This is a genomic window from Paenibacillus sp. 598K, from assembly GCF_003851045.1.
Classification (GTDB): domain Bacteria; phylum Bacillota; class Bacilli; order Paenibacillales; family Paenibacillaceae; genus Paenibacillus_D.
This window is the reverse complement of record NZ_BFBX01000150.1, coordinates 6,026-30,353: the sequence shown is the minus strand read 5'-3', so window position 1 is coordinate 30,353 and position 24,328 is coordinate 6,026. Positions and strand designations below refer to the sequence as shown.

The 24,328-nt window shown below is 58.9% G+C and carries 23 protein-coding genes; 17 read left to right on the top strand and 6 right to left on the bottom strand.

The features are described from left to right. The first annotated feature begins 147 nt into the window (after positions 1 to 147). On the top strand, positions 148 to 1,014 hold the full coding sequence (locus tag PA598K_RS32025; RefSeq protein WP_128660831.1) for a M15 family metallopeptidase: 867 nt from the start codon (positions 148 to 150) through the stop codon (positions 1,012 to 1,014). A 113-nt stretch (positions 1,015 to 1,127) separates the two neighbouring features. On the opposite strand, the gene pdxA is transcribed toward PA598K_RS32025, so the two are convergent. The 5 genes from pdxA to PA598K_RS32000 form a co-directional block, all read right to left on the bottom strand. Then, positions 1,128 to 2,123, bottom strand: a complete 996-nt coding sequence (gene pdxA, locus PA598K_RS32020) for a 4-hydroxythreonine-4-phosphate dehydrogenase PdxA (RefSeq protein ID WP_128660830.1) — start codon at positions 2,121 to 2,123, stop codon at positions 1,128 to 1,130. Then, positions 2,120 to 3,415: a four-carbon acid sugar kinase family protein gene (locus PA598K_RS32015; RefSeq protein WP_128660829.1), complete on the bottom strand. Its 1,296-nt coding sequence runs from the start codon at positions 3,413 to 3,415 to the stop codon at positions 2,120 to 2,122. Before PA598K_RS32015 ends, pdxA begins: the two co-directional genes overlap by 4 nt. 189 nt (positions 3,416 to 3,604) lie before the next feature. Continuing rightward, positions 3,605 to 4,603: a 2-keto-3-deoxygluconate permease gene (locus PA598K_RS32010; RefSeq protein ID WP_128660828.1), complete on the bottom strand. Its 999-nt coding sequence runs from the start codon at positions 4,601 to 4,603 to the stop codon at positions 3,605 to 3,607. Positions 4,604 to 4,769: 166 nt separating this feature from the next. Further along, positions 4,770 to 6,455, bottom strand: a complete 1,686-nt coding sequence (locus PA598K_RS32005; RefSeq protein ID WP_128660827.1) for a sigma-54-dependent transcriptional regulator — start codon at positions 6,453 to 6,455, stop codon at positions 4,770 to 4,772. Between the two features lie 221 nt (positions 6,456 to 6,676). Continuing rightward, complete coding sequence (locus tag PA598K_RS32000; protein WP_128660826.1) at positions 6,677 to 7,246, bottom strand: DoxX family membrane protein; 570 nt, start codon at positions 7,244 to 7,246, stop codon at positions 6,677 to 6,679. 223 nt (positions 7,247 to 7,469) lie between these two features. Here PA598K_RS32000 and PA598K_RS31995 point away from each other — a divergent pair, with 223 nt between their 5' ends. After that, positions 7,470 to 7,805: a hypothetical protein gene (locus PA598K_RS31995; RefSeq protein ID WP_128660825.1), complete on the top strand. Its 336-nt coding sequence runs from the start codon at positions 7,470 to 7,472 to the stop codon at positions 7,803 to 7,805. A gap of 566 nt (positions 7,806 to 8,371) precedes the next feature. Here the strand turns inward: PA598K_RS31995 and PA598K_RS31990 are convergent. After that, the gene (locus tag PA598K_RS31990) at positions 8,372 to 10,081 is read right to left on the bottom strand and encodes a PucR family transcriptional regulator (protein ID WP_185602348.1); all 1,710 of its coding nucleotides are present in this window, start codon (positions 10,079 to 10,081) and stop codon (positions 8,372 to 8,374) included. Between the two features lie 279 nt (positions 10,082 to 10,360). Here PA598K_RS31990 and PA598K_RS31985 point away from each other — a divergent pair, with 279 nt between their 5' ends. The 15 genes from PA598K_RS31985 to PA598K_RS36710 all read left to right on the top strand — a co-directional run. After that, complete coding sequence (locus PA598K_RS31985; RefSeq protein WP_128660823.1) at positions 10,361 to 11,122, top strand: ABC transporter ATP-binding protein; 762 nt, start codon at positions 10,361 to 10,363, stop codon at positions 11,120 to 11,122. Continuing rightward, positions 11,119 to 12,039: an ABC transporter permease gene (locus PA598K_RS31980; protein ID WP_128660822.1), complete on the top strand. Its 921-nt coding sequence runs from the start codon at positions 11,119 to 11,121 to the stop codon at positions 12,037 to 12,039. Before PA598K_RS31985 ends, PA598K_RS31980 begins: the two co-directional genes overlap by 4 nt. Positions 12,040 to 12,190: 151 nt before the next feature. Beyond that, positions 12,191 to 13,339: an ABC transporter substrate-binding protein gene (locus PA598K_RS31975; RefSeq protein ID WP_128660821.1), complete on the top strand. Its 1,149-nt coding sequence runs from the start codon at positions 12,191 to 12,193 to the stop codon at positions 13,337 to 13,339. 270 nt (positions 13,340 to 13,609) lie between these two features. Next, positions 13,610 to 15,016 (top strand): allantoinase AllB, encoded by a 1,407-nt coding sequence (allB, locus tag PA598K_RS31970; RefSeq protein ID WP_260405720.1) that lies wholly within the window; start codon positions 13,610 to 13,612, stop codon positions 15,014 to 15,016. A 23-nt stretch (positions 15,017 to 15,039) separates the two neighbouring features. Next, positions 15,040 to 16,323 carry a Zn-dependent hydrolase gene (locus PA598K_RS31965; protein ID WP_128660820.1) on the top strand — a complete coding sequence of 428 codons (1,284 nt, stop codon included), beginning with the start codon at positions 15,040 to 15,042 and terminating at the stop codon, positions 16,321 to 16,323. Between the two features lies 1 nt (position 16,324). After that, complete coding sequence (locus PA598K_RS31960) at positions 16,325 to 17,617, top strand: pyridoxal-phosphate-dependent aminotransferase family protein (protein WP_128660819.1); 1,293 nt, start codon at positions 16,325 to 16,327, stop codon at positions 17,615 to 17,617. A 295-nt stretch (positions 17,618 to 17,912) separates the two neighbouring features. After that, positions 17,913 to 18,236: a hypothetical protein gene (locus PA598K_RS31955; RefSeq protein WP_128660818.1), complete on the top strand. Its 324-nt coding sequence runs from the start codon at positions 17,913 to 17,915 to the stop codon at positions 18,234 to 18,236. A gap of 96 nt (positions 18,237 to 18,332) precedes the next feature. Continuing rightward, positions 18,333 to 18,674: a hypothetical protein gene (locus tag PA598K_RS31950; RefSeq protein WP_128660817.1), complete on the top strand. Its 342-nt coding sequence runs from the start codon at positions 18,333 to 18,335 to the stop codon at positions 18,672 to 18,674. Between the two features lie 97 nt (positions 18,675 to 18,771). Beyond that, positions 18,772 to 19,563: a hypothetical protein gene (locus tag PA598K_RS31945; protein ID WP_128660816.1), complete on the top strand. Its 792-nt coding sequence runs from the start codon at positions 18,772 to 18,774 to the stop codon at positions 19,561 to 19,563. A gap of 14 nt (positions 19,564 to 19,577) precedes the next feature. Continuing rightward, complete coding sequence (locus tag PA598K_RS31940) at positions 19,578 to 20,339, top strand: sugar phosphate isomerase/epimerase family protein (protein ID WP_185602347.1); 762 nt, start codon at positions 19,578 to 19,580, stop codon at positions 20,337 to 20,339. 45 nt (positions 20,340 to 20,384) lie between these two features. After that, the gene (locus tag PA598K_RS31935) at positions 20,385 to 21,071 is read left to right on the top strand and encodes a response regulator transcription factor (protein ID WP_128660814.1); all 687 of its coding nucleotides are present in this window, start codon (positions 20,385 to 20,387) and stop codon (positions 21,069 to 21,071) included. Beyond that, on the top strand, positions 21,068 to 22,075 hold the full coding sequence (locus tag PA598K_RS31930) for a HAMP domain-containing sensor histidine kinase (protein ID WP_128660813.1): 1,008 nt from the start codon (positions 21,068 to 21,070) through the stop codon (positions 22,073 to 22,075). Before PA598K_RS31935 ends, PA598K_RS31930 begins: the two co-directional genes overlap by 4 nt. Before the next feature lie 140 nt (positions 22,076 to 22,215). Further along, positions 22,216 to 22,929: an ABC transporter ATP-binding protein gene (locus PA598K_RS31925; RefSeq protein WP_128660812.1), complete on the top strand. Its 714-nt coding sequence runs from the start codon at positions 22,216 to 22,218 to the stop codon at positions 22,927 to 22,929. Beyond that, on the top strand, positions 22,926 to 23,690 hold the full coding sequence (locus PA598K_RS31920) for an ABC transporter permease (RefSeq protein ID WP_128660811.1): 765 nt from the start codon (positions 22,926 to 22,928) through the stop codon (positions 23,688 to 23,690). The genes PA598K_RS31925 and PA598K_RS31920 overlap by 4 nt, the downstream gene beginning before the upstream one ends. Then, on the top strand, positions 23,687 to 24,328 hold a 642-nt coding region (locus PA598K_RS36710), incomplete at its 3' end, for an ABC transporter permease (protein WP_185602346.1). The genes PA598K_RS31920 and PA598K_RS36710, both read left to right, overlap by 4 nt.

The following is a 24,328-nucleotide window of genomic DNA, read 5'->3' as shown; positions in this document are numbered from 1 at the left end:
TCTTGGCTCTGTTCATCCGCCCTTGCAGCGGAGGGGGCTCGGGTTTGCATGCGGGCAGATTTAAGAAAAATCTTAGTTTTTCTACGTTTATTCTTTACTTTTTCCTTCTATCCTTAGTAAAGGACAGGTAAAGGGAGATGCGTAGGAATGCGAAAAATACAACTGCTGCTGATCTTCGCGGCGGTGATCGGCTGTGCAGCATATGTGATGATGCAACGCGAGACGATAACGGATGACGGACCGTCGAGTCAAGCCGAGCTCCAGCCGCCTCAGGCAGAAACCGCAAAGCTCTCGGAGCTGGTCGTGGAGCGGCGGCAGGTGCATCGTGGAGAGCTGCTGCTGATCGGGCCGGGCCACCCTGTGCCCGAGGTCGACCAAGCGGTAGAGACGGTCAATCTGTACGCCAATCAACAGCTGCTCGATGGCTTCGGCATCATGGACAGTGATATAGAGCTGCCAACGGAGCTGCTGGAACGCTTCACGACGATGGTCGGAGCGGCCAAGTTGGATGGTATCACAAACTTCCTCGTTACGAGCGGGTATCGGGGCAAAGCCTTACAGGCCGAGCTGTATGCGACAAACGGGCCAGAATACGCGCATCCGCCGGGATTCAGCGAGCACGAGTCGGGGCTGGCGCTGGATATCGGTTCGAAGCAAGGGAAGATGGAGTCGGCAGAGGAAGGACGTTGGCTGGAGCAGCATGCCTGGCGCTATGGCTTCATCCTGCGCTATCCGCCGGACAAGACCGAAGTGACCGGCGTGCCTTACGAGCCGTGGCATTATCGTTATGTCGGTCTGCCGCATAGCGCGATCATGAAGCAGCAGGGGCTGGTGCTGGAGGAGTATCTGGCTCAGTTGCAGGAGCAGGGGCGAGCGGAGATCGAGCTCGATGGCACGCGCTACGAGGTGTCGTATCATCCGGTAGAGGATGTTACGCGGCTGACGATCCCGGAGGGAGCCAGCTATACACTCTCCGGCGATAATGTCGGCGGCGTCATCCTGACGACATGGTGACCAGGTGAGCGGCGGCCGCTCGGTCGCCAAGCGCGCAGCAATAAGCCGCGAAGCGCTGACGCCCTCCGCCGTAATCGGCGAAGGGCGTCAGCAGCTTGTAGTTGGTCTTGCGATTAGGCGCGCGGCGCCAGCTCGATCGCCGAACGGATGGCGGCGAGCATCGATTTCTCATCGGCGATGTTGCGGCCGGCGATGTCGAAGGCGGTCCCGTGGTCGACGGAGGTGCGGATGATGCCGCCCTTCAGTCCGACCGTGATGTTGACGCCCTCTTCGATGCCCATGACCTTGATCGGCGCGTGGCCCTGATCATGATAGCAGGCGACGACGATATCAAAGTCGCCGCGTCCGGCGCGGAAGAACAGTGTGTCGGCCGGGTACGGGCCAGTGACGTCGATCCCCTCGGCGGCTGCCCGCTCGATGCCCGGGATCAGCTTGGTCTCTTCCTCGCCGTTGCCGAACAGCCCGTTCTCGCCGGCATGCGGGTTGATGCCGCACACCGCGACGCGCGGCTTGGCGATACCAGCCTTGCTGAGCGTATCGTGTGCCAGCTTGACGACGGTATACGTGCGCTCCGGCGTGATGCTCTCGATGGCGGCGATCAAGCCCATATGTGTCGTCAGATGGATGACCCGCAGATTCGGCGTGGTCAGCATCATCGAGAAGTCCTCGGTGTCGGTCAGGGCAGCGAGGATCTCGGTATGTCCGGGATACAGATGGCCGCCCTTGTGCAGTGCTTCCTTGTTGAGCGGAGCGGTGCAGATCGACTGGATGTCGCCTTGCTTGGCCAGTCTCACGGCCTCCGCGAGATATTGGTACGCTGCATTGCCGGCGTCGCCGGACACTTGGCCGAACGGCAGATCGGCAGGCAGCAGGTCGAGATCGAGCACATCGATCGTCCCGTGTGCGAAGCTCGCCTCCGCGACGCTGGATACCGGATGGATCGACAGCTTGGAGTCGACGATCGGCAGCACACGCGTCAGCATCTTGGCGTCGCCGATCACGAGCGGCCGACAGGTGTCGTAGATCTCCTGATGCTGCAGTGCCTTGACGATGATCTCGGGCCCGATGCCGGCAGCATCGCCCATCGTAATACCAATGGTAGGTTTCATGCGTGAACCGCTCCTTTCAGTCTCTGAATAGCATGGATGAAAACATCCTCGGTGCCGAAGCCGCCCGCCTTGGTGACGACATACAAGTCCTCTTTGCCGAGGAAGGTGGAGATCGGCACCCCGATTTCCAGCTCGCCCTGCAGCTCGAAGCCTTTGATGCCCCAGCGCTCGCAGATCTGCTTGGCCGTATCGCCGCCGCTCATCGAGACGCCTGTAAAGTAGCCCTGCTCCAACAGGGGCGCGCAGACCGCGCCGAGCGCTTTGACGATTTCGTTGCTCACCTCGGTCGCCGTCCAGCCACGCGCTTCGCCGATACGCTGGGCAGCAGCGATGTGTTCAGGCTCGCCCGTCGAGTAGAGGACGACGTCCTTGCCTTCCTGAGCGAGTCCGAGTGCACGCAGATAGACGCGCTCAACCTCGGCCGCCTGTGCTTCCGACGAGGCGACGGCCTGCGCGGAGTCAAGCGGGATGCCGATTGCATCGGCTTTATCGAGTAGTTGCTTCAACTGGGCGCGAGAGTTTTTATTGACGCTGCCGATGACGGTCAGGATCGGTCCGTCGTTCGGTGCGATATCCACCTGGCCCGGTCGCGTAGGCAAGTCGTAATAGGCGGGCAAATAGTTGGCCAGCCCTGCTGATCCGGCCCAGACGAAGGTATACGGCGCTTGCTTGACATACGATAGGATCTGCTCCAGATGTTGCTCCTCGGTCGAGTCGACGACGACGATTGCGATCTCGCGCTCACTGTACTGCGCCAGCTTGGCCAGCACATGCGCCTGGCCTTGCGCCAGATCGTCGACGGTGATGGTGCCGACGGCCCGCGAGGTTTGCTGGCCCAGCAGCTCGGGCAGATACGATACGGTGACAGGCGTCTTGGGATCGCGAGCGATCTCCGTTTCGCCGACGGGCACGCCCTTCAGATAGAGGGTGCTGCCTGCGACGGTCCGGTTATTTTTGGGATAGCCGGGCGCGAACATGACGAAGTCGGGCTGCAGCACATCGTAGACCGCGTCGATCTCGGCTCCGATATTGCCCCGCATCGTCGAGTCCATCTTTTTGAATACGTTGACGAAGTCGGCCTGCACCAGGAAACGGGCGGCCGCCTCGACGCGCTCGTACGCCGTCTCGCGCGAGACGGCGCGGCTGTCGGTATCATATACGACCGCTTCATAGCGCTTGGCGCCGTCCTCGTCCATATCGAACAGGACAGCCGTAGACAAGCCATGAGCGGCCAACTGCACGCCGCTATCATTGGCGCCTGTCAGATCATCGGCAATAATGGCAAGTTTCATGATGATTTCTCCTTCCTATCCACGAGCATGAAGCGCTCAGCGCTACCGCTTGCTTGCGAAGCGAGCTATGGGCGGACTTGCGTCCGCCCGTGCTTCGGCGCTGAGCGCTTTGCCTCGTTACATCCTCTCTCTATAGGGACAACCACTCTCTTTTTCTCGATCTACTCTCTAGTCCTACGCTATAAAGTTTCAGCCCTGTCGCTTCTCCGCCGCTTCGTTGTACTTGGCGAGCCCTCCGGGCTCCTTTTCCAGCCGCTTGGACAAGAAGCCGATGAAGATCGGCAGCAGTATGGCTGTCGTGACGACGCTGGCTGCGATCTGTACGGTGGCGAGCTCGGCGATCGGCGCAAAGGCGACGTTAGCGGCAGCGATCGCAGCCGGAGTACCGACAGCGTTGCCGGCGGTCGATCCCTCGGCTGCGCCGACGATCGGGTTCCAGCCGAGCATTTTGAACAGGACGTATAGTCCTCCGCCCGTCAGGATGACAGTGATGACGCCGAGCATGATGCCGCTCAGGCCGCCTTTGATGATGGCGTTGAAGTTGATGCCCATCCCGAGCGCAAAGGCGAAGAACGGCACGAGCTTGTCGCTGCCCTTGTACAGGAAATCGCCCATGTCCTTGTCCAGGTTGCCCAGGATGATGCCAACCGCGAGCGGCAACAGTACAGCGATAAAGGAGGTGGCGGAGAACATGCCTTCGGCAAAGCCCATCGCTCCGAAGATGGAGAGCGCCACCATCGTCAGGAACGGTCCGTCGCTCAGCGCGAGGAACGGGTAGGCTGCCTTGTCCTCTTCCTTGCCGTATTGGCCGGCCAGGGCGATGTACAAGCCGCCGTTGGAATTGGTCATAGCGCCGATGATCGCGATTGGGGCAAGACCGAGGAACAGGCCGTTGTTGTCCGCCAGCCAGTATGCGAGCAGTCCGACCAGCGCGCCGACCAGCCATTTGACGACGAGCAGGGTGACGCCCTTGGCGACCGAAGCGCGGGCCGTGCGCAGATTGATCTGCGTGCCCGCGATCAGCAGGAACAACGCGATCAGCGCGCTTGCGCTATTGACGAACAGCGCTTCAGTAAAGCCGCCGATTCGCAGTAAATCGGGGAACAAGGTGTTGATCGTTGCAGCGAGCAGCAACGGCACGACCATCATTCCTCCGGGGATACGATCTAACGTCGCTTTAATTTTCATTGTACACGACTCCCTCTCAACAGGTTGTTATAAAAGCGATTACATGGACCATCTTAATGGATGATGTTTATAAAAGCAACACTTTTCATCAAACTAAATGTCGGTTAAATAAAAATGTTTAATATTGCAACACTTTTTGTCATAGAAAAAGCGAAAACCAAAGGAATCATTCCTTTAGTTTTCGCCATAATGTGGCTCGATTAATCCCCAGTCTGTCAGCTGTGCGGGATTGGTTGTAATTTTCCTCTTGCAATACAGCCTGGATCACTTGTTTTTCGATTTCCTTCAACGTTCCTTGAGGAGCATGCCAGGCGGGCGGCGTATCGGATGCGGCGATGATCCGGCGAACGGTGTCTGCCTGGATGACGTAATCCCGTTCATTGAGCGCCAGTTGCTTGACCAGTTGTCGCAGATCGTCGATGTGCTGCGGGTAACGGTGCAATTGCAGCAGCGTCAGCGCCTCCGCATGCAATCGGACGGCGGTCGTGCCGTAGCGCTGGTTACAGGCGGAGAGGAAGTAGTGCGCCAGCGTCTCGATATCCTCCGTACGCTCCTCCAGCCCGGGCAGGATCAGATGCGCAGCGTCCGTCTCGCGCAAGAGCGACAGCGGCGGAGCCTGCTCGTCGATCAGGAATAGACGCACCTCTCGCTCGCGACAACGACGGACAAAGCGGACAATCTGGTCTTCTTCGGCCTTCCCCGGATGCAGCAGCTTGATCGTCGACACCATCGACAAGGACAGCTCCTCTACCGCCTTCATCCCGGTCTGCGCGAGATCGATCGACAGCAGCATGCCCTCGGGCGCGAGCTCGTGATGTATGTGGCTGGCGAGGAAGGCTTTGCCTGTCCCGCGTTCGCCCTGGAGGAAGATCGGCTCGTTGTTGCGGTATAGGGTCCGGATACGCTCCAATACGCCGCGGATGACCGGCGACTGATCGGCCAGCGGTTCGCTGTGCGTCAGGTGACGGGCGACGATGCCTTCCTGGTCGGCCAACTCCGGCTCGCTTGCCTGCAGCGCATAGACGGTATACGACTCGTCTCCGATCCGGTACCGGTATCGTTCTACGCGCAGGATTGTCGAGCCGTCGGTCAGTTTTTTGACGATGGGGCCTGTGGCCTCGGAGGGCCATTCATTGTGGAGCAGCGACAGTTGCTCTGCGGTTAACGGATTGCTCTCCCATGCCGGCAACTTCTCGTAGATGACGCGCTGAGCCGGATCAGTGACGATCAGGTTGGCATGTCGGTGCAGGGCGAGTTGTTCGAATACCTGCGCCAGCCGATCGTTCCGATGCAGATAGCCGAAGATGAGCTTGGCATCCTCTAGCGCTTTGACGATCGATTCTTTGCCGGACTGGATGAGGAAGCCTCGGAGACCGTAAGCGTTGGCCGTCTTCAGCGTGATGACGTCGCCAGCGATCTGCTTGTAGCCGCGACTACGCAGATCGAGCAGCAGCGGCGCGACTTCCTCGGAGGTCGTGACGGTAAAGGCCTTGAGCGGCAAGTCGAGCAGGTCGATAATCGCCTGCGCCCCCGACGTAATATTGGCAAAGCCGACGATAGCGGTCTTTTCGTTAAGGTTGCTGGCGAGCATCAGCGAGCGGATCATGTCGTAGCCGGATAACTGCATATCGATGACCGGCACCTGGACGGCTTGCTTGATCAGACGAGCTGTGCCGCCGCGACTAATAATCAGATCGGCGCCTTGCTGCTCGGCGGCGATGGCTTCCCGTACGCCGCTCTCCAGATCGCCGACAGAGTAATGTATGGCAAGCTCGGGGAAGAGCGGCAGACTCTCCTCGATAATCGAGAGCATCGAGGGGTACGGTGCGACGATATGAATGCGGATGGTCATGGTAGTCCCCCTGTAGTTAGTAGAGCGTCGAAGCCTTGCGGCACTCCTCTCATTATAGCCGATGACAGCCCCGGTTCAAATCCTGATCACCAAACGCAGCAGAACCTCCCGGCTCGCTCGCGGCGAGGCTCGGAAGGTTCTGTCTGTTGATGCGTCATGTCGCGTTATGTCAGTAGAGCATCATGAGCTTGCGGCTACCTGCTGCTGCGTGCGAGTCAGGATCAGGCGGCTTTGTCGCGGTTGCCGCGACGATTCCACGGCGTACCGAGGATCGGCAGCGCCCAGCGGTCCAGACCGTACCAGCCTGCGACCTTCCAGGCGAGGACTAGCCAGGTGGCCAGGATGAAGAGCAGTGGGTTGGTGCTCAGTGTGCCAGCGAACAGGAAGCTGACGTTCATGATGGCGCCGAAGAAAGCAGCGATGCCCGTGAGCAGCCCAAGGATCAGGCCCAGACCGACGAGTAACTCGCCGAAGGCGACGAAGTAGGAGAACAGCTTGGCGTTAGGCAGCACCGCATTCTCAAGGAAGGTCGCGTACCATCCGGTCACATCTCCGCCATCGGCGGCTTTGGCCAGGGAGCCATTGACGAAGCCGCTCAGAGCGGCGCCGGCATCGTCGCCGACCCAAGCGCTGCTGTTGACCTTTTTCCAGCCAGCCGTCAGCCAGGCATAGCCGAGGTAGAGACGGACGATGAGCCAGATCAGTGCGGACTTGGTATTGCTGAACAAAAATTGTGATACCGGATTGTCCGGGACGAGTATCGCCCCTGATGGTGATTTGTGTGTGTTCATGAGTAAGTTCCCCCTGTACGATGTTGAATAGATTGGGCGACGTTTCCAGCGCCATCCCCATTATAGCCCATATCTCTCGATAGATGAACCCCTCCAGGTTGTCCGAATTTGGGGCATAACTTGTGTCGCAGGTTGCATCGTATAGTTCTTGTTTTGCCCAAAAGCCTGACCGATCGACCCATGTGAGGGGGCAGGCAGCGCTATGTACAGGGAGGGATGAGGTATGAAGAGGCATATTGAGAAGGTTGGAAGGAAGGCGGCCCTGCTTTTGCTCGCGGGGATGCTGCTATCGATGTTGAGTGTCGGCTTCGCGGCTGCCGATACGTTGGTTGTGGGCGGGAGCGCTTGCGGGGCTGGACCGCACACCTTGACGCCGGTGGCCAACGGTCCGGTCGAGCTGTCTTACTACGGCGACCTCGGGTCGTATGCGACCGTCTACATGTACGGATCACCCTATATGAACATCTACAACGGTGGCACGCAAGTCATCTATGCCGCCCTGGGCTCGACGCTGACCATCACGATCCAAGGCGGCTCGGGGTGCGTGTACGCACAGTAAGCCCATATGATCAAGCGTGGGTCGAAGTGGGTGTGTAAGCCTAATAAGCCCATGCGACCCAGTGCGGGTCGAGGTGGGTGTGCGTTTGATAGGCCCAATGCGCCCTAGTGGTGTGATCCTGAAATACCGTTCCTATGGGCGTTTCGTGATTTCGCGTCTTCTTTGCTTATTGAGGTGAGGCCTGCTCCATTCCGATTCGCGCATGGCCTGCGTAGGAGCGATTCTCATGCGGTCGCTGGTTTTGCTTAACTGCAATACTACCTCTATTTATGCTCCAAAGCCCGTGCAATAGGGATTTTAATGCAAAAGTGCAGTTGTTTTTGGGAAAAAGCACACCGTCAGGGGAATCCGCCTCATTTAAGTGCACATTTGCATTTATATGCTTGTTTCCACCTCGTTTCGCCGAAAATAAACGTACTTTTGCATGTATTACTATCCGGCCTTTGTTTGGATTAAAACGTGAGATAGAGAACATTAATTAGGGAGCAATTTACTAGTTATTCTGGAGGGCCTCCTTATCAGAGGCCCTGTTTGGCGTGAGGAAGGGCTAATCAACGTCACCTTCGTCAGCCTACACTCTCCGTCGAGAGCAGCGGCTCCATTGCAAACGCGGTGCGGAAGCGCAGGCTTTCGGCGGCGTCGCGAAGCTCGCGGCCAGTCAGGCGCTGGCATTTGTCCAGCCGGTAGATGACGGTGTTGCGGTGTACGTAGAGGCGTTTGGCTGTCTCGGCGAGCTGACAGTGCGTCTCGTAGAACGTATGGAGCGTCTTCATCAACTCGATGCGCTCCTTATCCTCGAGCTGGAGCAGATCCTTGAAGGTCTGCGTGTAGTACTCCCGCATCTCCTCCTGCGGCAGCAGTCGCAGCAGATTAGTCAAGTCTTTTTCGCGATACGGCTGCACGAATTGCTGCTTGCCTGCCTCGTAGCCGTGGGCGAGCGCCTTGCTCGCCTCCTTGTAGCAGAGCGGGATGTCGGTGAGCTTGGAGACGGGATTGCCGATGCCGATCGAGACGGGCGTATCGTGTTCGTCGATCAAGCGCTGGACGAGCTTGCGGAGCTGCTGGAGGAGTGTCTGCTCCTGCGGGACGTCATCGCCGGATGTACCGGGGATCGCGAGCAGGCTGCAGAAGGTGTCGTTTTTGGTGAACAGCACGAAGGGCAGTCTCAGCTCGGCGAACTCCTGCTTGAGCAGTTGGTAGTGACGGTCGCGGTCGGAGATTAGCGGATTGAGGGCGAGCGGCGGATCGCTTATCCCTGCGTTGCCCCGCCGGGGATCGAGCTTGGCAACGACGCAGATATAGACGGGATGATGCAGCAGGTTATAATAGCGGCTGCGGTGCAGCAGCTCCTGCTCAGAGGTGATCAGACCGTCGACAAAGTCGGAGAAAAATTCGTTTTTGTACCGTCGCGACCGCTCCTGTACCGCTTGCTTCTTCACCAGCTCCAGTCCGATGACGTTGGCCGCTTGTTCCATCGCATGTCGGGTCAACGCCTGATCCCGGCCGTCCCAGTCGGCGAGCGCGACCAGATAACCCTCGGGCTGGAACGTGTAGATGGGGAGGAGGCGAGCGGTAATGTCCGCTTGCGATGGGGCTCCCGCGTGCAGCGGAAGCTCGATGAAGCCGTCCGGCGGCGCAGGGAAGGTTGCGCGCAGCGCCGCCAGCCAGTCTTCAGTTGTATCCGCATGATCGGTCTGAGTGGGACCGCCTGCCTTTCCCCTGTCGGATAGCGGGCTGTTATGCACCAGCTTCAGCTCCGTGTCGAGCAGCAGCACAGTCGCGCCGATCAATGTAGCAAGCGCATCGATGATCTCCGGCGTGCTCTCGCCCTTGAGGATCAGCTGCGATAGCTGTTTGTGCGTGGTAAGCGCGTAGTGTAGTTCATCGGTACGTTTCTCGAGGATGTAGCTGAGCGACTGGTTGGCGAGCTCGCCGATCGAGTAGTCCAGCGACAGCTCGATGATCGGGAAGGCCAGCTCGTCGGCGAGCCGGACGACCGCCTCCGGCACCTCCTCAAAAAAACGCTTCGTCTTGAGCGCGATGCCCGCACAGCCGACCTCGGCCATATGTCCGACCAGCGTCAGCAGCGCCTCGGGATGATCCTTGATCGCATAGGCGGTGGTCAGCAGCAGCTCGTGCGGCTTCAGATAATGGATAATGTCGGGCGCGTCCATGATGTTTACAGAGAGCACGTGCCGACCGTGGAGGCCGCTGGTGCCGGCGACGACCCGAGCATTCGTATAGAGCGGCAAGGAGAGGAGCTGATGGAGCTGCATCGACAGACCTCCTTCCATTCATAAGTTGCGTTATAATATATGACATATTTATATCACGGATCGAGGTGGATGTAAAAGGTTTATTGTACAAAATAGGCAAAGAAGGCCGTCGGATTTTAGTTAACTTAAACAATGACAATTGTTATGGGAGGGGGTATGATGAGTACATCACTCAAATGAGTAAGGTTATATGACATCTTGTTTAGCATTCAAAAAGTTTGGTTTTCAGCACCAAGCTGACTATTGGAACGATCTATATTAAGGAACGGAGTTGATGGCATGAAGCTGGAAGTAAAGGATGTAGGCAAAGGCTTCGGTGAGCGATCGATCTTGAGGGACGTTAATCTCGTCGTACACGAGCATGAATTCATCTGTATCCTGGGACACAGCGGCTGCGGCAAATCCACGCTCCTGAATATGATCGCCGGCTATCTGCACCCCGACACAGGAACGATCAGCGTGGACGGCGAGCCAGTCAAGGGTCCATCGAAGTCGAGGGGGATGGTGTTCCAGGATCATGCGCTCTTCCCCTGGATGACTGTGCTGGACAATATCGCCTTCGGACCCGAGGTGCAAAAGGCAGGCAAGGCGCAGGCGCGGCAGACCGCCCGGGAGTTCCTGGAGCTGGTCGGACTGGAGGCTTGCGCTGACAGTTATCCGGCCGAGTTGTCCGGCGGCATGAAGCAGCGGGTCGGGATCGCCCGGGCATTGGCCGGACAGCCGGAGATCCTGCTGATGGATGAGCCGTTCGGCGCGCTTGACGTGCTGACGCGCGAGACGATGCGGATCGAGCTGCAGAACATCTGCGCCAAGCTGAAGCCGACGATCCTGTTCGTCACGCACAGCATTAGCGAGGCTGTCAGCCTGGCTGATCGGGTCGTCGTGATGAAGCATGGCGAGGTGAGCGATATTTTCGAGGTAGGGCTGCCGCATCCGCGCTCCTTTCACTCGCCGGGCTTCGGCAAGATGATGAGCCGGATCGAGCGCATCCTGATGGATGAAGAGCCGCAGGCCGCGCTGCAAAAGGTGGGATCGTCATGAGCGGAGCCAAGCTGACGACAGTCAAGGAGCTGCATGCGGCGACCGCGACGCCTGAAGGCGGTGGAGAGGCGAGCGTGGCCAAGGTGGTCGGCGTCAAGCCGGGCAGGCGGCGGGGCGTACGTACGGTGCCGAGGCTGTCCTTCTTCCAACGATACAATGTGCTGCCAGCGATCGTCTTCTTCCTCGTCTGGGAGGGCTTCTCCCGTCTCAACGAGACGTTGACGCTGTTCAATCCGCGCTTCCTGCCCGCGCCGAGCGTACTCGTCCGGGAAGGCTGGGCGCTGGCGCAGACCGGCATCATCGCCGAGAGCATCATCTCGAGTACGATTCGGATCGCCGTCGGCTTTGTGTTCGGCAGTCTGCTGGCCGTTGCGCTCGGCGTATTCATGAGCAAGTTCCGCGCGGTAGAGCGCTGGTTCTCGCCGGTGCTCAATCTGATCGGCCCGATCCCGGCGTTGGCGCTGCTGCCGCTGTTTATCATCTGGTTTGGGATCGGCGAGTTTCCGAAGATTCTGCTGATCGCCTGGACGACATTCATCCCGGTGCTGGTCTACACGCTGGACGGCTTCAAGTCGGTGCCCTCCACGCTCATCCGTTCGGCGCTCAGTCTGGGCGCATCGGAGCGGCAGATCTTTACGCGCGTCATGCTGCCCGCGGCGATCCCGAACTTCCTCGTCGGCGCCCAGGTCAGTCTGGGGCTGTCGTTCTCGGCGCTGATCGTCTCGGAGATGATGGGGGCAAGCTCGGGACTCGGGTACATGATCGTCGATGCGCGCAATTATTTCAAAATTACGAACATGTTCGTCGCGATCATCCTGATCGGGCTGGAGTACAGTCTGTTCTCGTATCTGCTCAAGCTCATCGAGCGCAGAGTGCTCGCCTGGCGCAAGGGCGGTCTGCGGGATGCGCTGGAATAATGCTGATGCAGGCATGGTGCTGCGCGCTAGATAGAGATGGCGGGCATCGTCCCGCCTCAGCCGCCAGGCTGCACTGACTGCTTATAGCGGACAGTCGAGCCAGGCAGCCAGTCGCTTGCTATATGATATCTATTAAAGGGAGGCAATATCGATGATCAAGAAAACACTGCAATGGGGACCTATGCTGGCTGCCGCTATGGCATTGCTGCTGCTGCTCGCAGCCTGCGGAGGCAACGCACCGAGCAATACAACGGGCAACACGCCAAGCAATGCGTCCAACAATACGGCGAACAACACGCCAGCTACGACGACGGAGACGCCTGCCGAGGGCGAGGGAGAGACGACGGACGAAGCGCTCGAGACGAAGAGCTTGACGCTGGTTGGGGTGCGGGATGCGCAGATCTCCTCGCAGCAGATTATCGCCGACAAGCTTGGCTATTTCGCCGATGAAGGGCTGGACGTGACGAGTCAGCTGATCGAGAGCGGACCGGACATTGGGCCGATGGTCGCTGGAGGCAGCGCCAAGGTGAGCATCCAGACCAACTTTATGGACATCATCCTGAAGTCGACGGACGTCCCGGTCAAGATCATCGCCCCGCTCGCCCAGATCGCTGGCACGCAGGCTGTCGTCGGCTCGGCCGACCTGGAGTTGACGAGCGCCAAGGATCTCGAAGGCAAGACGATCGGCATCCCGAGCGGCGCCGATGTCATGATCGCGATCAACAATATGGCCGCCGAGCTCGGCGTCGATGCGAGCAAGATCAAGTACGTCAACCTGGCGCCAAGCGATGCCGTGGTTGCGCTGGAGCGCGGCGACATCGATGCGATGGCCAGCTGGGAGCCGTTCATCACCAAAGCGATCCAGGGCGGCGGTAAGTTCCTGTTCAGCGGTACCAAGAGCGAGCTGCCGGATAATCCAGGCGATGTCGAATGGATGAGCGTGCATACGACGATCCAGGTGACCGACGACTTCCTGAAGGCTAATCCCAATACCCTCAAGGCGGTGCTGCGGGCGCTGCAAAAGGCGACGGACTACATCAACGATAATCGCGCAGAGGCGATCGAAATCCTGGCGCCGGAGCTGCGATTGAGCGTGGAAGAGCTGACGGAAATTATGGGCCGCAACGTCTATTCGATGGAAGTTGACGCTTCGTATGTAAATGGAAGCAACGGACCGGCTGTCGGCGAATATCTTCAATCTGTAGGCAATATTACCTCGATCCCCGATCCGGCCTCGTACCACGACCTGTCGCTGCTGGAAGCAGTTGACCCGTCGCTGATCGTCGAGCCGCTGAAGTAAAAGGCTCTACAGCAAGTCTCCCCTGTGGGTAAACGAACGATGAGGCGCGTGTCGGCCGAGTCGGAGTATTAGGAGAGGGTGCTGGGAGACATAGTGGAATGAGCGAACGATAAGGCGTGTAGAGGAAGAGGGAGTCGTGAGTCACGAGCCAAGAGTTACGGGCCACGAGTCGGGAGACAAGAGCTATGGCTACGAGCCCCGACTATGAGTCGCTAACTGCGAAGCGTGCTCCCCTTCCCCGCGCTGATCGTATGCAGGATAGGCCTGCACATGTATGACGGGAGACTGCAAGGAGGCGTAATGATGGACCGCAAGACGACACTCGATCTGATCATCAAGGGCGGCGCGGTCGTCCTGAAGGATGAAGTAAGAAGGCTCGACATCGCCGTCCGGGACGGTCGAATCGTCCAGCTCGGAGAAGCGCTGGAGGGCGCAGCCGCTCAGACCGTCGATGCCGAGGGTCTGACCGTCATGGCAGGGATGGTCGACAGCCATGTCCATCTGAACGAGCCGGGGCTCGGCGACTGGGAGGGCTTCGACACCGGCAGTGCAGCGCTTGCCGCTGGCGGCTGCACGACGCTGATCGATATGCCGCTCAACGGCATCCCGCCGACCGTGAGCGTGTCGGCGTTGCAGCGCAAGCTGGAGGCGGCTGAGGGGCGCGTCCATATCGATTATGCGCTCTGGGGCGGACTGGTACCGGGCAAGCTAGGCGAGCTGGAAGGGCTGGCTGCCGCGGGCGTGACTGGATTCAAGGCGTTCCTGTCCTCGCCCGGCGATCCGTCGGAGGAGGCATTCCGCGAGGTCGACGATCATACGCTGCTGGAAGGGATGCGCATCATCGCCAGACTGGGCCGGGTGCTGGCGCTCCATGCAGAGAGCGAGCCGCTCGTCTCGGCGCTGGCGCGGCAAGCCCGCGAGGCAGGCCGGACATCGGCGCCGGACTATGCGGCGACGCGTCCGGTGTTGGCTGAGCTGGAGGCGGTGAGCCGTGCGCTATTCTATGCGGAGCAGACGGGCTGCGCCGTTCACTTCGTCCATATCAGCAGCGCTGCGGCGATCCGGCTCATCCGCGAGGCGCGGAGCCGGGGGCTGGATGTGACGGGGGAGACCTGCCCGCACTATCTGACGCTGACGGCGGATGATATGGAGCGTTGTGGCGCTGTGGCGAAGTGTGCGCCGCCGCTGCGCGACGCGACGGAGCAGGAAGCGCTGTGGACGCTGCTGGCAGAGGGGGCGATCGACCTGATAGCTTCGGATCACTCGCCATGTCCGTCGGAGCTGAAGGAACGGACGGATTTCTTCGACGTGTGGGGCGGCATCGCAGGGGCGCAGAGCTCGCTCGAGCTGCTAGTCGGCGAAGGTCATGTGCGGCGCGGTCTGCCGCTGCCGCTGCTCAGTCGGCTGCTGTCGCTCGCGCCAGCCGAGCGCTTCGGACTGCATCCGCGCAAAGGCGAGATTCGCGTCGGCGCAGACGCCGATCTGGCGCTGCTAGATCTCGGTAGCACCTATCGGCTGGAGCCGGAGCATCTGCTGCAGCGGCACCGGATCAGTCCATATCTCGGACGGACGATGCACTGCCGGATCGTCTCTGTCTACAGTCGCGGTCGTCTCGTCTATGACACGGCGTCCGGACTGACAGCACGAGGGGGCGGAGCGCGACTGGGACATCGATAACAGCAATACGAGGAGGGGCGGCCATGGAGCAGGAGCTATTATCTCAACCGCAAGAGCAAGAAGGGCTGCTGAACTGGCTGGAAGCGGAGGTGACGGATAAGCTGGACTGGCTGGCCGGCTACAGCGAGGGCGACGGCATCGGCGTGACGAGGCTGCTCTACTCGAAGTCGTGGCTGGCCGCGCAGCAAGGGCTGGCGGCCAAGATGACGAGCCAGGGACTGGAGACGGCCTATGACGAAGTCGGCAATCTGTACGGCAAGCTGCAGGGCAAGCAGGTTGACGCGCCGTCGATCGTCACCGGCTCGCATATCGACACGGTCGTCCAGGGCGGCAAGTATGACGGCGCTTACGGCATCGTCGCCGGGCTGGTGGCGCTGCGCTACCTGGAGCGGCGGTATGGACAGCCATTGCGCTCGCTGGAGGTGGTCTCTCTATGCGAGGAAGAAGGGAGTCGCTTCCCGCTGGCGTATTGGGGCTCCGGCAGCATCGTCGGCCGGCGCTCCCATGCGCAGATTGCGCCGCTCATCGACAGCGAGGGGACGGGCTTCGGCGCTGCGATGGCAGCCTGCGGCTTCGGCGCTGGTAGCGCCAGACCTGCGCTGCGTCGCGATATCGGCGCCTTCGTCGAGACGCATATCGAGCAGGGCGGCGTACTCGAAGCGGAGGGGCTGGCTGTCGGTATCGTCGATTCGATCGCCGGTCAGCGGCGGCTCTACGTCGAGTTGATCGGCGAGGCCAACCATGCTGGGACGACCCCGATGCATCTGCGCAAGGATGCGCTTGAGGGAGCAGCCTTGATGATCCATCTGCTGCGGCAGGAGGCGATCCGTCGCGGCGCGCCGCTCGTCGCCACCGTCGGCAAGCTCCAGGTGTACCCCAATGTGCCGAATGTCGTGCCGGGCAAGGTGCAGTTCACCGTCGACGCCAGACATACGGACGACGCGCAGCTCGATGCATTCTGCGTCTGGCTGCGGACGACCTTCGCGCAGCTCGCGGCGCAGCGGGGGCTGACGGCGGGCTTCGAGGAGTGGTTCCGGGAGCGGGCCGTGCCGCTCGACGCTTGGCTAAGCCGCCGTCTGGAGCGGATCTGCACCGCTCGCGGCATCGCTGCGCGGCGTATGCCGAGCGGGGCCGGGCATGATGCGCAGATGTTCGGCGGGCACTGCCCGACGGCGCTGCTGTTCGTACCGAGTCGACGCGGCATCTCCCATTCGCCGGAGGAGTATACGTCGCCGCGCGAGCTGGCGCTCGGCGTGCTCGTGTTGGCGGAGCTGCTGTATGAATTGGCCTACAAGGAGGGGGAGTAGCATGCGCACATATCCAGGATGGTCGCCGCCGCCGCGCACGATCATGACGCCGGGGCCGGTCGAGGTCGATCCTCGCGTGCTGCGGGCGATGGCGGCTCCGATCGTCGGACAGTTCGACCCGGCGTTCACCTCGCTTATGAACACCGTTATGGATCAACTTAGGGACGTCTTCCAGACAACCAATCGCTGGGCGTACCCGGTCGACGGCACATCGCGCTCCGGGCTGGAGGCGGCACTGGTCAGTCTGATCGAGCCGGGGGACACCGTGCTCGTGCCGATCTACGGCCGCTTCGGCTATTTGCTCCACGAGATCGCCTCCCGATGTGGCGCGCAGGTAATCGCGCTGTCCTGCGAGTGGGGCCGGACCTTCGCGCCCGAGACGATCGTCAGCGCGATCCGGACGCATCAGCCGCAGCTCGTGGCGATGGTACACGGCGAGACCTCGACTGGCCAGCTCCAGCCGATGGACGGGATCGGCAGCGCCTGCCGGGAGGTCGGCGCGCTGCTCGTCGTCGATGCCGTCGCCACGCTGGGCGGCGTCCCCGTACAGACTGATGCGTGGCAGCTTGACGCCGTCATCGGCGGCACACAGAAGTGCCTGTCCGTCCCGGCGGGCCTCGCTCCGGTCACATACAACGGCCGGGCCGAGGCCAAGCTGCTGCAGCGCAAGCGGATCGAGCGCGGGCTGCGCGCCCCTGCAGCCGCAGCAACTGCCGTCGAGCCGACGGCTGCGGTGCGGGAGTCGCTCGCATCGGATGCAATCCGCAGCAACTATCTCGACCTGAGCCAGCTCCAGGATTATTGGAGCCCGGCGCGGCTCAACCACCATACCGAGGCGACCAGCATGATCTATGCGTTGTACGAAGGGTTGCGTCTCGTCACCGAGGAGGGCGTCGAGGCGCGCTGGGCGAGACACCGGCAGCATGAGGAGGCGTTGGTGAGCGGCATCGAGGCGATGGGCTTGACGCTCTACGGCGATCGCCGGACCAAGCTACCGGTCGTCACCTGCATTACGATCCCGGACGGCGTCGATGGCGAGTCGGTCCGGTCGATGCTGCTGGACCGCTTCGGACTGGAGATCGCCAGCTCCTTTGGCCCGCTGCAGGGCAAGATCTGGCGGATCGGCACGATGGGCTACAGCTGCAGCATGCGCAACATCCTCTTCACCCTCGGCGCGCTCGAGGCCGTCCTCACCTGGCACGGCGTCCCTGTCGTGGCGGGCGCAGCGGTGCAGGCGGCGTTGCGGGTTTATGAGGGGCAGGCGGTGGAGGCCGAGGAGCGTGTGCAGGCGTAGTTCGATTGGGCTAAATCGGGGTAAGATATGTAGTGATTCTTGAATTATAGTAGATATATGTGCAGCCCTCTCGAAAGTGAAAGCTTTTGAGAGGGTTATTTTTGTCTGTTCATTGACAAGGGGGCATGACGTAGCGCCCCTGCGTTTCAAACATCGCCAGCCTACCTTCATAGAGCTAATGGTAGACCATTTTAGCAGATTCTTTCTATTTTGCTGTCGCACTTCATATTCCAATCCGTCAATGGTATTAATGGTATAATCAGGAGATCGGAGAAGTTCGAAGGAGGGGATCGTTGTGTTGAGGAATCATAAAGGTATTGTTTTTTTAGTTTTATTTATTCTTGTATTAATGTTAATAGGGATCTCTTTGCAGGGTAGTTCTCAAGAAATGCATTTAACTTCTATAGGGGTTAGTGCATTTATAGTTTTGTTGACTATCTATTTGAAAGGTAAAATAAAAAACAAACTGATTTTTGGTCATATAGGAGCGGCTATGTTATTTTTGTTTTTGTGGTATATGAAGCATTTCACAAATACGAATGTATCGTATTGGGCTGTAATAATATTGATTGTGTTTATTTGGATATTTTATTTTTGGGAAAGAAAACGTACTGGTTAAACTCTGGACTAAGTGAAGGCGTGCGAGCCAAATGTTTATTACTCGACTCCTTCGCTTCATAGTGTCCAATCTATACTGCACTACGGAGGGATAACAATGAGATTGCTGGTGATGGGATTGCTTTTATCTATCATTCTCAGTGGATGTTCACAAGGTTCAAATAATAGTGATACTTACCCTAGTGCAGTAGTATTGGACAATATCCTTTTCGGTCTATCGCGAACCGAGGTTCCATCTAAGGACATTGGGCAAGAAATTGGAAAAGTTCAAAAGATAAAAACACCGCTACCGGAGAGTAATGGAGAGTCGAACGACGTCCCTGTTGGTAGTGCCATTTTTGAAATTGAAGGTGTAGACCCCAAGGATTCCATCGCCATTAAAATCGACGAGATATATTATAGAGCGACACATCTGTTTCTTGTTGAAGGAAGAAAATAACTGAATCATAGAGTACCCCAGTCAAGGGGAGCTTTGTACAAGCTCCCTCGTTCCATGCTAATATAAAGCAAAAATAAAAGCATGGAGGGCACCCGAATTGGATAAGAAAGCAAAGCGTATTTTAATGCAAACCTTTTGGGGGTCTGGGGGTTGGAAGCCGGGAAACAGGGTGTTTGCAGGCGACGAATTCGAATATGCGCGCAGCTGCGGCTTAATGTTTGACCCTCTGACCATCACTCACGACGAATTGGTTGGGCGAATAATAGAGTTACATAAGATCATTACGCTTGATCAGGTAAGCGCTGCATTTTTGCATAGCTTATCGACGCGACAAACCCATCTGCGCAGCGCCCTGTCCAGTTGGAGCTTGACGAAAGATTTGACAGAGCATACCTATCGGGCCAATTTAACCGATACGGGCGGTTGTAAGGTGTGCATGGAGCAAGAGCTTATCGTGTCGGAGCAATACGTTGGCGAGGATTTAAACGTGCTTAACTTTGAACGAATCAAATGGGGCGGCATTCGGCTCAATTGGCTGCTTTACTGCTGGTTTGATCTCGACCAATTTAGCCAGGAGGCGCCTGCTGTCGTAACGGATGAAGATGTGGCCATCCTGCGCCGTATGCTGGATGAAGTCCGGGCTTGCTCGCCGGCAGACAGTGCGCGCAAGCTGGAGCAGCGTTGGAATGACGTGTTCCCTTCCAGCAAAAATGAGCGCGATGTCATCATGGAGGTTCTGGGCTATGCCGGAGTGCTGGAGATCACTAAACTGCCGCGCATCGGGCGCAGAACCGACAACGACTTCATGGCGATGGACGGCTGGCAAGGGCAAGACGGCTACAATCCGCATGCAGCCGCCCGTCTCTTTGGTAAATGGGGCATTGTATAACAAAGGAGGAGAGAATGTTGCGAACAGGAATGCTGTCGGTTACGTTTCGTCAGTTGCAGCCGGAAGAGATTATCAGGCTGACGGTTCAAGCTGGACTTGAGGCCATCGAATGGGGAGGAGATATTCATGTGCCCCATGGCGATGTGGCTGCCGCCAAGCGAGTCAAACGCATGATGGATGAAGCCGGACTCGTCGTAGCCTCCTACGGTTCTTATTACAAAGCGGGGGTGAATGACCCGAATGGGCCGGCTTTTGAGGAGGTTCTCTCGAGCGCGGTAGCCTTGGGCGCTCCGGCCATCCGCATCTGGGCGGGGGACAAGGGGAGCATGGAGAGCAGTCCGGAATGGCGCGATCAGGTAACCTCGGATCTAATCCGTGTGGCCGATCAAGCGGAGCAGCACAACATCCGCATCCATTTGGAGTTCCATGGCCATACCTTGACTGATACCCTGGCATCTACGATAGCTTTGCTAGAGGCGGCGGGCCATTCCAATGTACGTACGAATTGGCAGCCGCTCCCGCATATGGGCTACGAACAACAGCTCGAATCTTTGGACGGCGTGCTGCCCTTTTTGGCAGATGTGCATGTGTATTATTGGCAGGACGTGGTGCGATTTCCGCTCTCTGACGGCTCGGAGACCTGGGCAGCGTTTTTTCGTCGCATCCGTTCATCAGCGGCTGGCGATTGCTTTGCTATGCTTGAGTTTGTCCTTGATGACGATCAGCAGCAGTTCCTGGAGGACGCCAGTATGCTGCGTCGATTGCTTGGATCGTAGCGGAGCGTTCTCTGAACACCGCATAACAGAGAAAGGAGTCGCAGCGTGAGTGCTAAGAGGATTTTGTATGTGGAGGACAACCCGGACATCGGCGGCTGGGTGAAGGAGGAGCTGGAGCAGCGGGGGTACGAGGTTCAGTGGCTGCTGAACGGGGACGACATCGAAGCGGTCGCGCAAGCGGGAGACTGCGATCTGGTCATCCTCGATATTATGCTGCCGGGGTTGGACGGGTTCACGATCGGCCAGAGGTTAAAAAAAGCGATGCCGACGCTCCCGACGCTGCTCTTGACGGCGCGCACCGCTATCCACGACAAGCTGCAAGGCTTGAAGTTCGCGGACGATTATGTGACCAAGCCGTTCCATGCGGAGGAGCTGGTCGCGAGGATCGAGGTGCTGCTGAGGCGCAATGGCGCGAGACGGACGGAGACGATCAAGCTCGGTCAGCATATCCTCGTCGATCTGGACGGACGTACCGTGATGAACGCAGATACCCGAGAGGAGATTGCCTTGACGGGGAAGGAGCTTCAAATCCTCGAATGCTTCCTGCGGCACCCGAACCAGATTCTGACGCAGGAGCAGATATGGGAGCAGGTATGGGGCGAGAAGTACGTGGTAGGAGATAAAGCGCTGTCTGTCCATATCCGCCATCTTCGCGAGAAGCTTGAACGGGATCCTAACCAGCCGGAGTTGATCCAGACCCTTCGAGGGCTCGGATATCGTGTGAAGGTATGAGGAAGGCTTCCTTCTTTCGTCGGTATCTGATCCTTCACTTCCTGAGCCTTGTTCTACTCCCGGTGATGCTGCTCGTGTTGGTCTTCGGCGTGTCCCCGTCCTCAGATCAGAGCGATCTGGATACAGCGAACCGACTTGGCAGCGTACCGGTCCTGATTGGGCTTGTAATGGCGGTTTTCATTTTGCTCTCCGGGGTGTTTTTTTATCGTCTGCGCGGGCAGTTGATCCAGCTGCAGCAGGCGATGCGCTTCCCTGAGGATGGGTCGTGGATTCCGGAGCCGGTTCCCGAGCGCGCTTCGGGGAGGCATGAGGTGGACCAGCTCGCGAGCTCGTTTAATCGGATGATCCGTCAGCTGCGCGACAGCCGTTTGCGGGAGCAGGAGGAAGAGGCGCTAAGGAAACGATGGATCGCCAACCTGTCGCATGACCTGCGGACGCCGTTGACGGCTCTGCGAGGACATGCCTCCCGATTGCGCAAGGAGCCGCTTGGCCCGGAGGGGATAGCGTCGCTCGCGGCAGCCGACCGCACGATTACCCAGATCGACGAGCTGATGGAGGAACTGTTGTCCTATACCTTGCTCACCTCGGGCAAGTACCCGTATGAGCCCACGTCGACGGATGTGCCGAGCCTGGTCAGAGCATCGCTGGCTTCGTGGTATCCGGTCTTTGAGGATGCAGGCTTCGAGATCGACATCGAGATCCCGGACGACCGGACATTTTCATGGGATATCGATCCGGGTTGGATGATGCGCGTGCTGGACAATTTGTTGCAAAATGTACTTCGCCATGCCAGGGAGGGGCGATATATCGGGATTGCGGTGGACGTAGATCAGGAGCGAATACGGATCAAGGATCGCGGGCCCGGGATGGACCATCTATCCGCCAACCGTGGAGCCGGGATCGGGCTGGAGATGGCGAAGCTCATGTTAGCGGAAATGAAGCTGCGTATCCAATGGGATGACCAGCCTATCGGGACCACGCTATGGATAGAGAAAGCCAAGTAGCCATCAACCTGGGCATGTCTACACAACCTGGCCTTCTACGAAAAGTTGAAAAATTAGACGAAACTTAGACAAACCCTTCCTTAAGATTAGGCTTCGCTTGATATCGTGAGCAGTATAACAACGATAGGAAGGTGTTATACATGCTCACGATCAACCAACTGACCAAGCGTCGCGGCTCCGTCGACATTTTGAAGGGGCTCAGCTTTGAAGTGAAGCCTGGACGCGTGACGGGATTCCTCGGTCCCAACGGCGCCGGCAAAAGCTCCACCTTGCGCATCTTGTTGGGGCTGGACTACGCCACATCGGGAACGGCGCTGATCCAGGGGATGCCGTATGCCAAGCTTCCGCGTCCATTAACGACTGTGGGCGCTGTGTTTGAAGGCTCGGGCGCGCATCGCCTGCGGACCGGGCGGGCGCATTTGCACTGGATTGCGAAGGCTGCCAGACTTCCCCGTACCCGGGTGGATGAAGTGCTGGAGCTGGTAGGGCTTACGCATGCCGCATCCAAAAAGGTTGGCCAATACTCGCTTGGCATGGCGCGTCGACTAGGCTTGGCGGCTGCCTTGCTCGGCGATCCGGACATCCTCATCCTCGATGAGCCTACGAACGGGCTGGACCCGGAAGGCATCCGTTGGTTGAGGCTTTTCCTGCGCGAGCGGGCGGCGTCGGGGCGAACCGTGCTGCTTTCGAGCCACTTGATGGGGGAGACGGCCGAGACGGTAGACGACATCGTCATTATTCATCAGGGGCGCATCGTGTCCAGCGGTACGCTGGCCGAGATTGTGGGGACGCATCGTTCCCTGGAGGATGCGTTTTTCGCTGCGACGGCTCAGAGCAGGGGGGACCAACGATGAGGAAAGCCATCTCGGCAGAGGCCTCCAAGCTGATGTCCTTGCCCGCTGCCTGGCTAGCTGTAGCGTTAGCATTGCTGGTCGCTCCTGCCATCGCTGCCCTTCGTGCGTTCCAAGAGCTGTCCGAGATCACGAAAGGTACGCAAGCTGTGGTGCAATTTGCGATCGGCTTTGAAGAGCTGGCGTTTGGCGTCACGGGCGTTATTATTCTTGGGGTCATTGCGATTAGCAGCGAGTATTACACGGAGAGCGAAGAGTCCGGGAATGGACGTCAGATGGTGACCAGCTTGCTCGCCGCGCCATCCCGATTTCAGTTTTTCGTGTCCAAAGCGGTCGTCGTTGCGTCCTCCAGCGCGATTTTGGCCATCTTGACCATTCCAGTTACAATGGGCGTCATCCGGCTTATCCTTGGAGAATATGCGCCTGTGATCGGTGTTGCAGATGTGCCGCGGCTGATGGGGGTCGTCCTATACTGGACGTTTACGGCGCTCCTGGCACTGGGGATTACATTTCTGACCCGGCACGCTGCTTTGCCGCTGGCCTTTTTGATTCTGAACACCTCCGTCATGACGGTGTCTTATCTGCTGACGCGTATTACCCGATGGGCGAACTACCTGCCGGATATGGCCGGGATTCGTATGTTTCATGAGATCGATGACGCGGGCAGTCCTCTCTCCCCGTTAGGGGGCGGCCTCGTCATGACGGTTTGGGTGCTCTCGATATTGAGCGTCGCAGCCTTTTCGTTTTGTCGGAGGGATGTATGAGCGCGCCCGAAGTTCGGTCGTTCGGTCGCGAGCTGCGCCTGGCGATGGCAGCTGAGCTGTCCAAGCTGTGCTCGTTGCCGACGACATGGATGGTGCTCGGCAGCACCTTTATCGTCAATCTGCTGCTGGCGTTTGCCTTCTCCAATGCGGCGTTGCAGGGCATCGTGTCGATCGACAGCGCCTTGGATATCGGGCTCGCCTCTGTCAGCTATGCGCAAGCGGGATTTATGGTCTTCGGCATACTGATCGCTTGCTCCGAGTATGGCGGACAGATTCGCACGACCTTGATGGCGATGCCGCGACGGGGGACCCAGCTTGCAGCGGCCATGCTCGTGCTGACCTTTGCGCTTATCCCTGCGGCGATTCTGGTGTCGGCGTCTGGTCTACTGGTGACGCAAATATTTTACGACGGTACGGCGTCGCCTATTGCCCGGGATGAGCTCGCCACCTCCCTGGCGGGAGTGACGGCATACCTTACATTGACCACCCTCCTAAGCGCGGCGATCGCGATGGTGCTGCGTCGCATGCTGCCGGCAGTGGCCCTCGTGCTTGGCTACTACTTCGTAGCGGGTCCGCTGATCCGGGATTCTGTCGGCTGGGCCCGGTATCTCCCGGATACGGCAGGCGTGGTCCTGTGG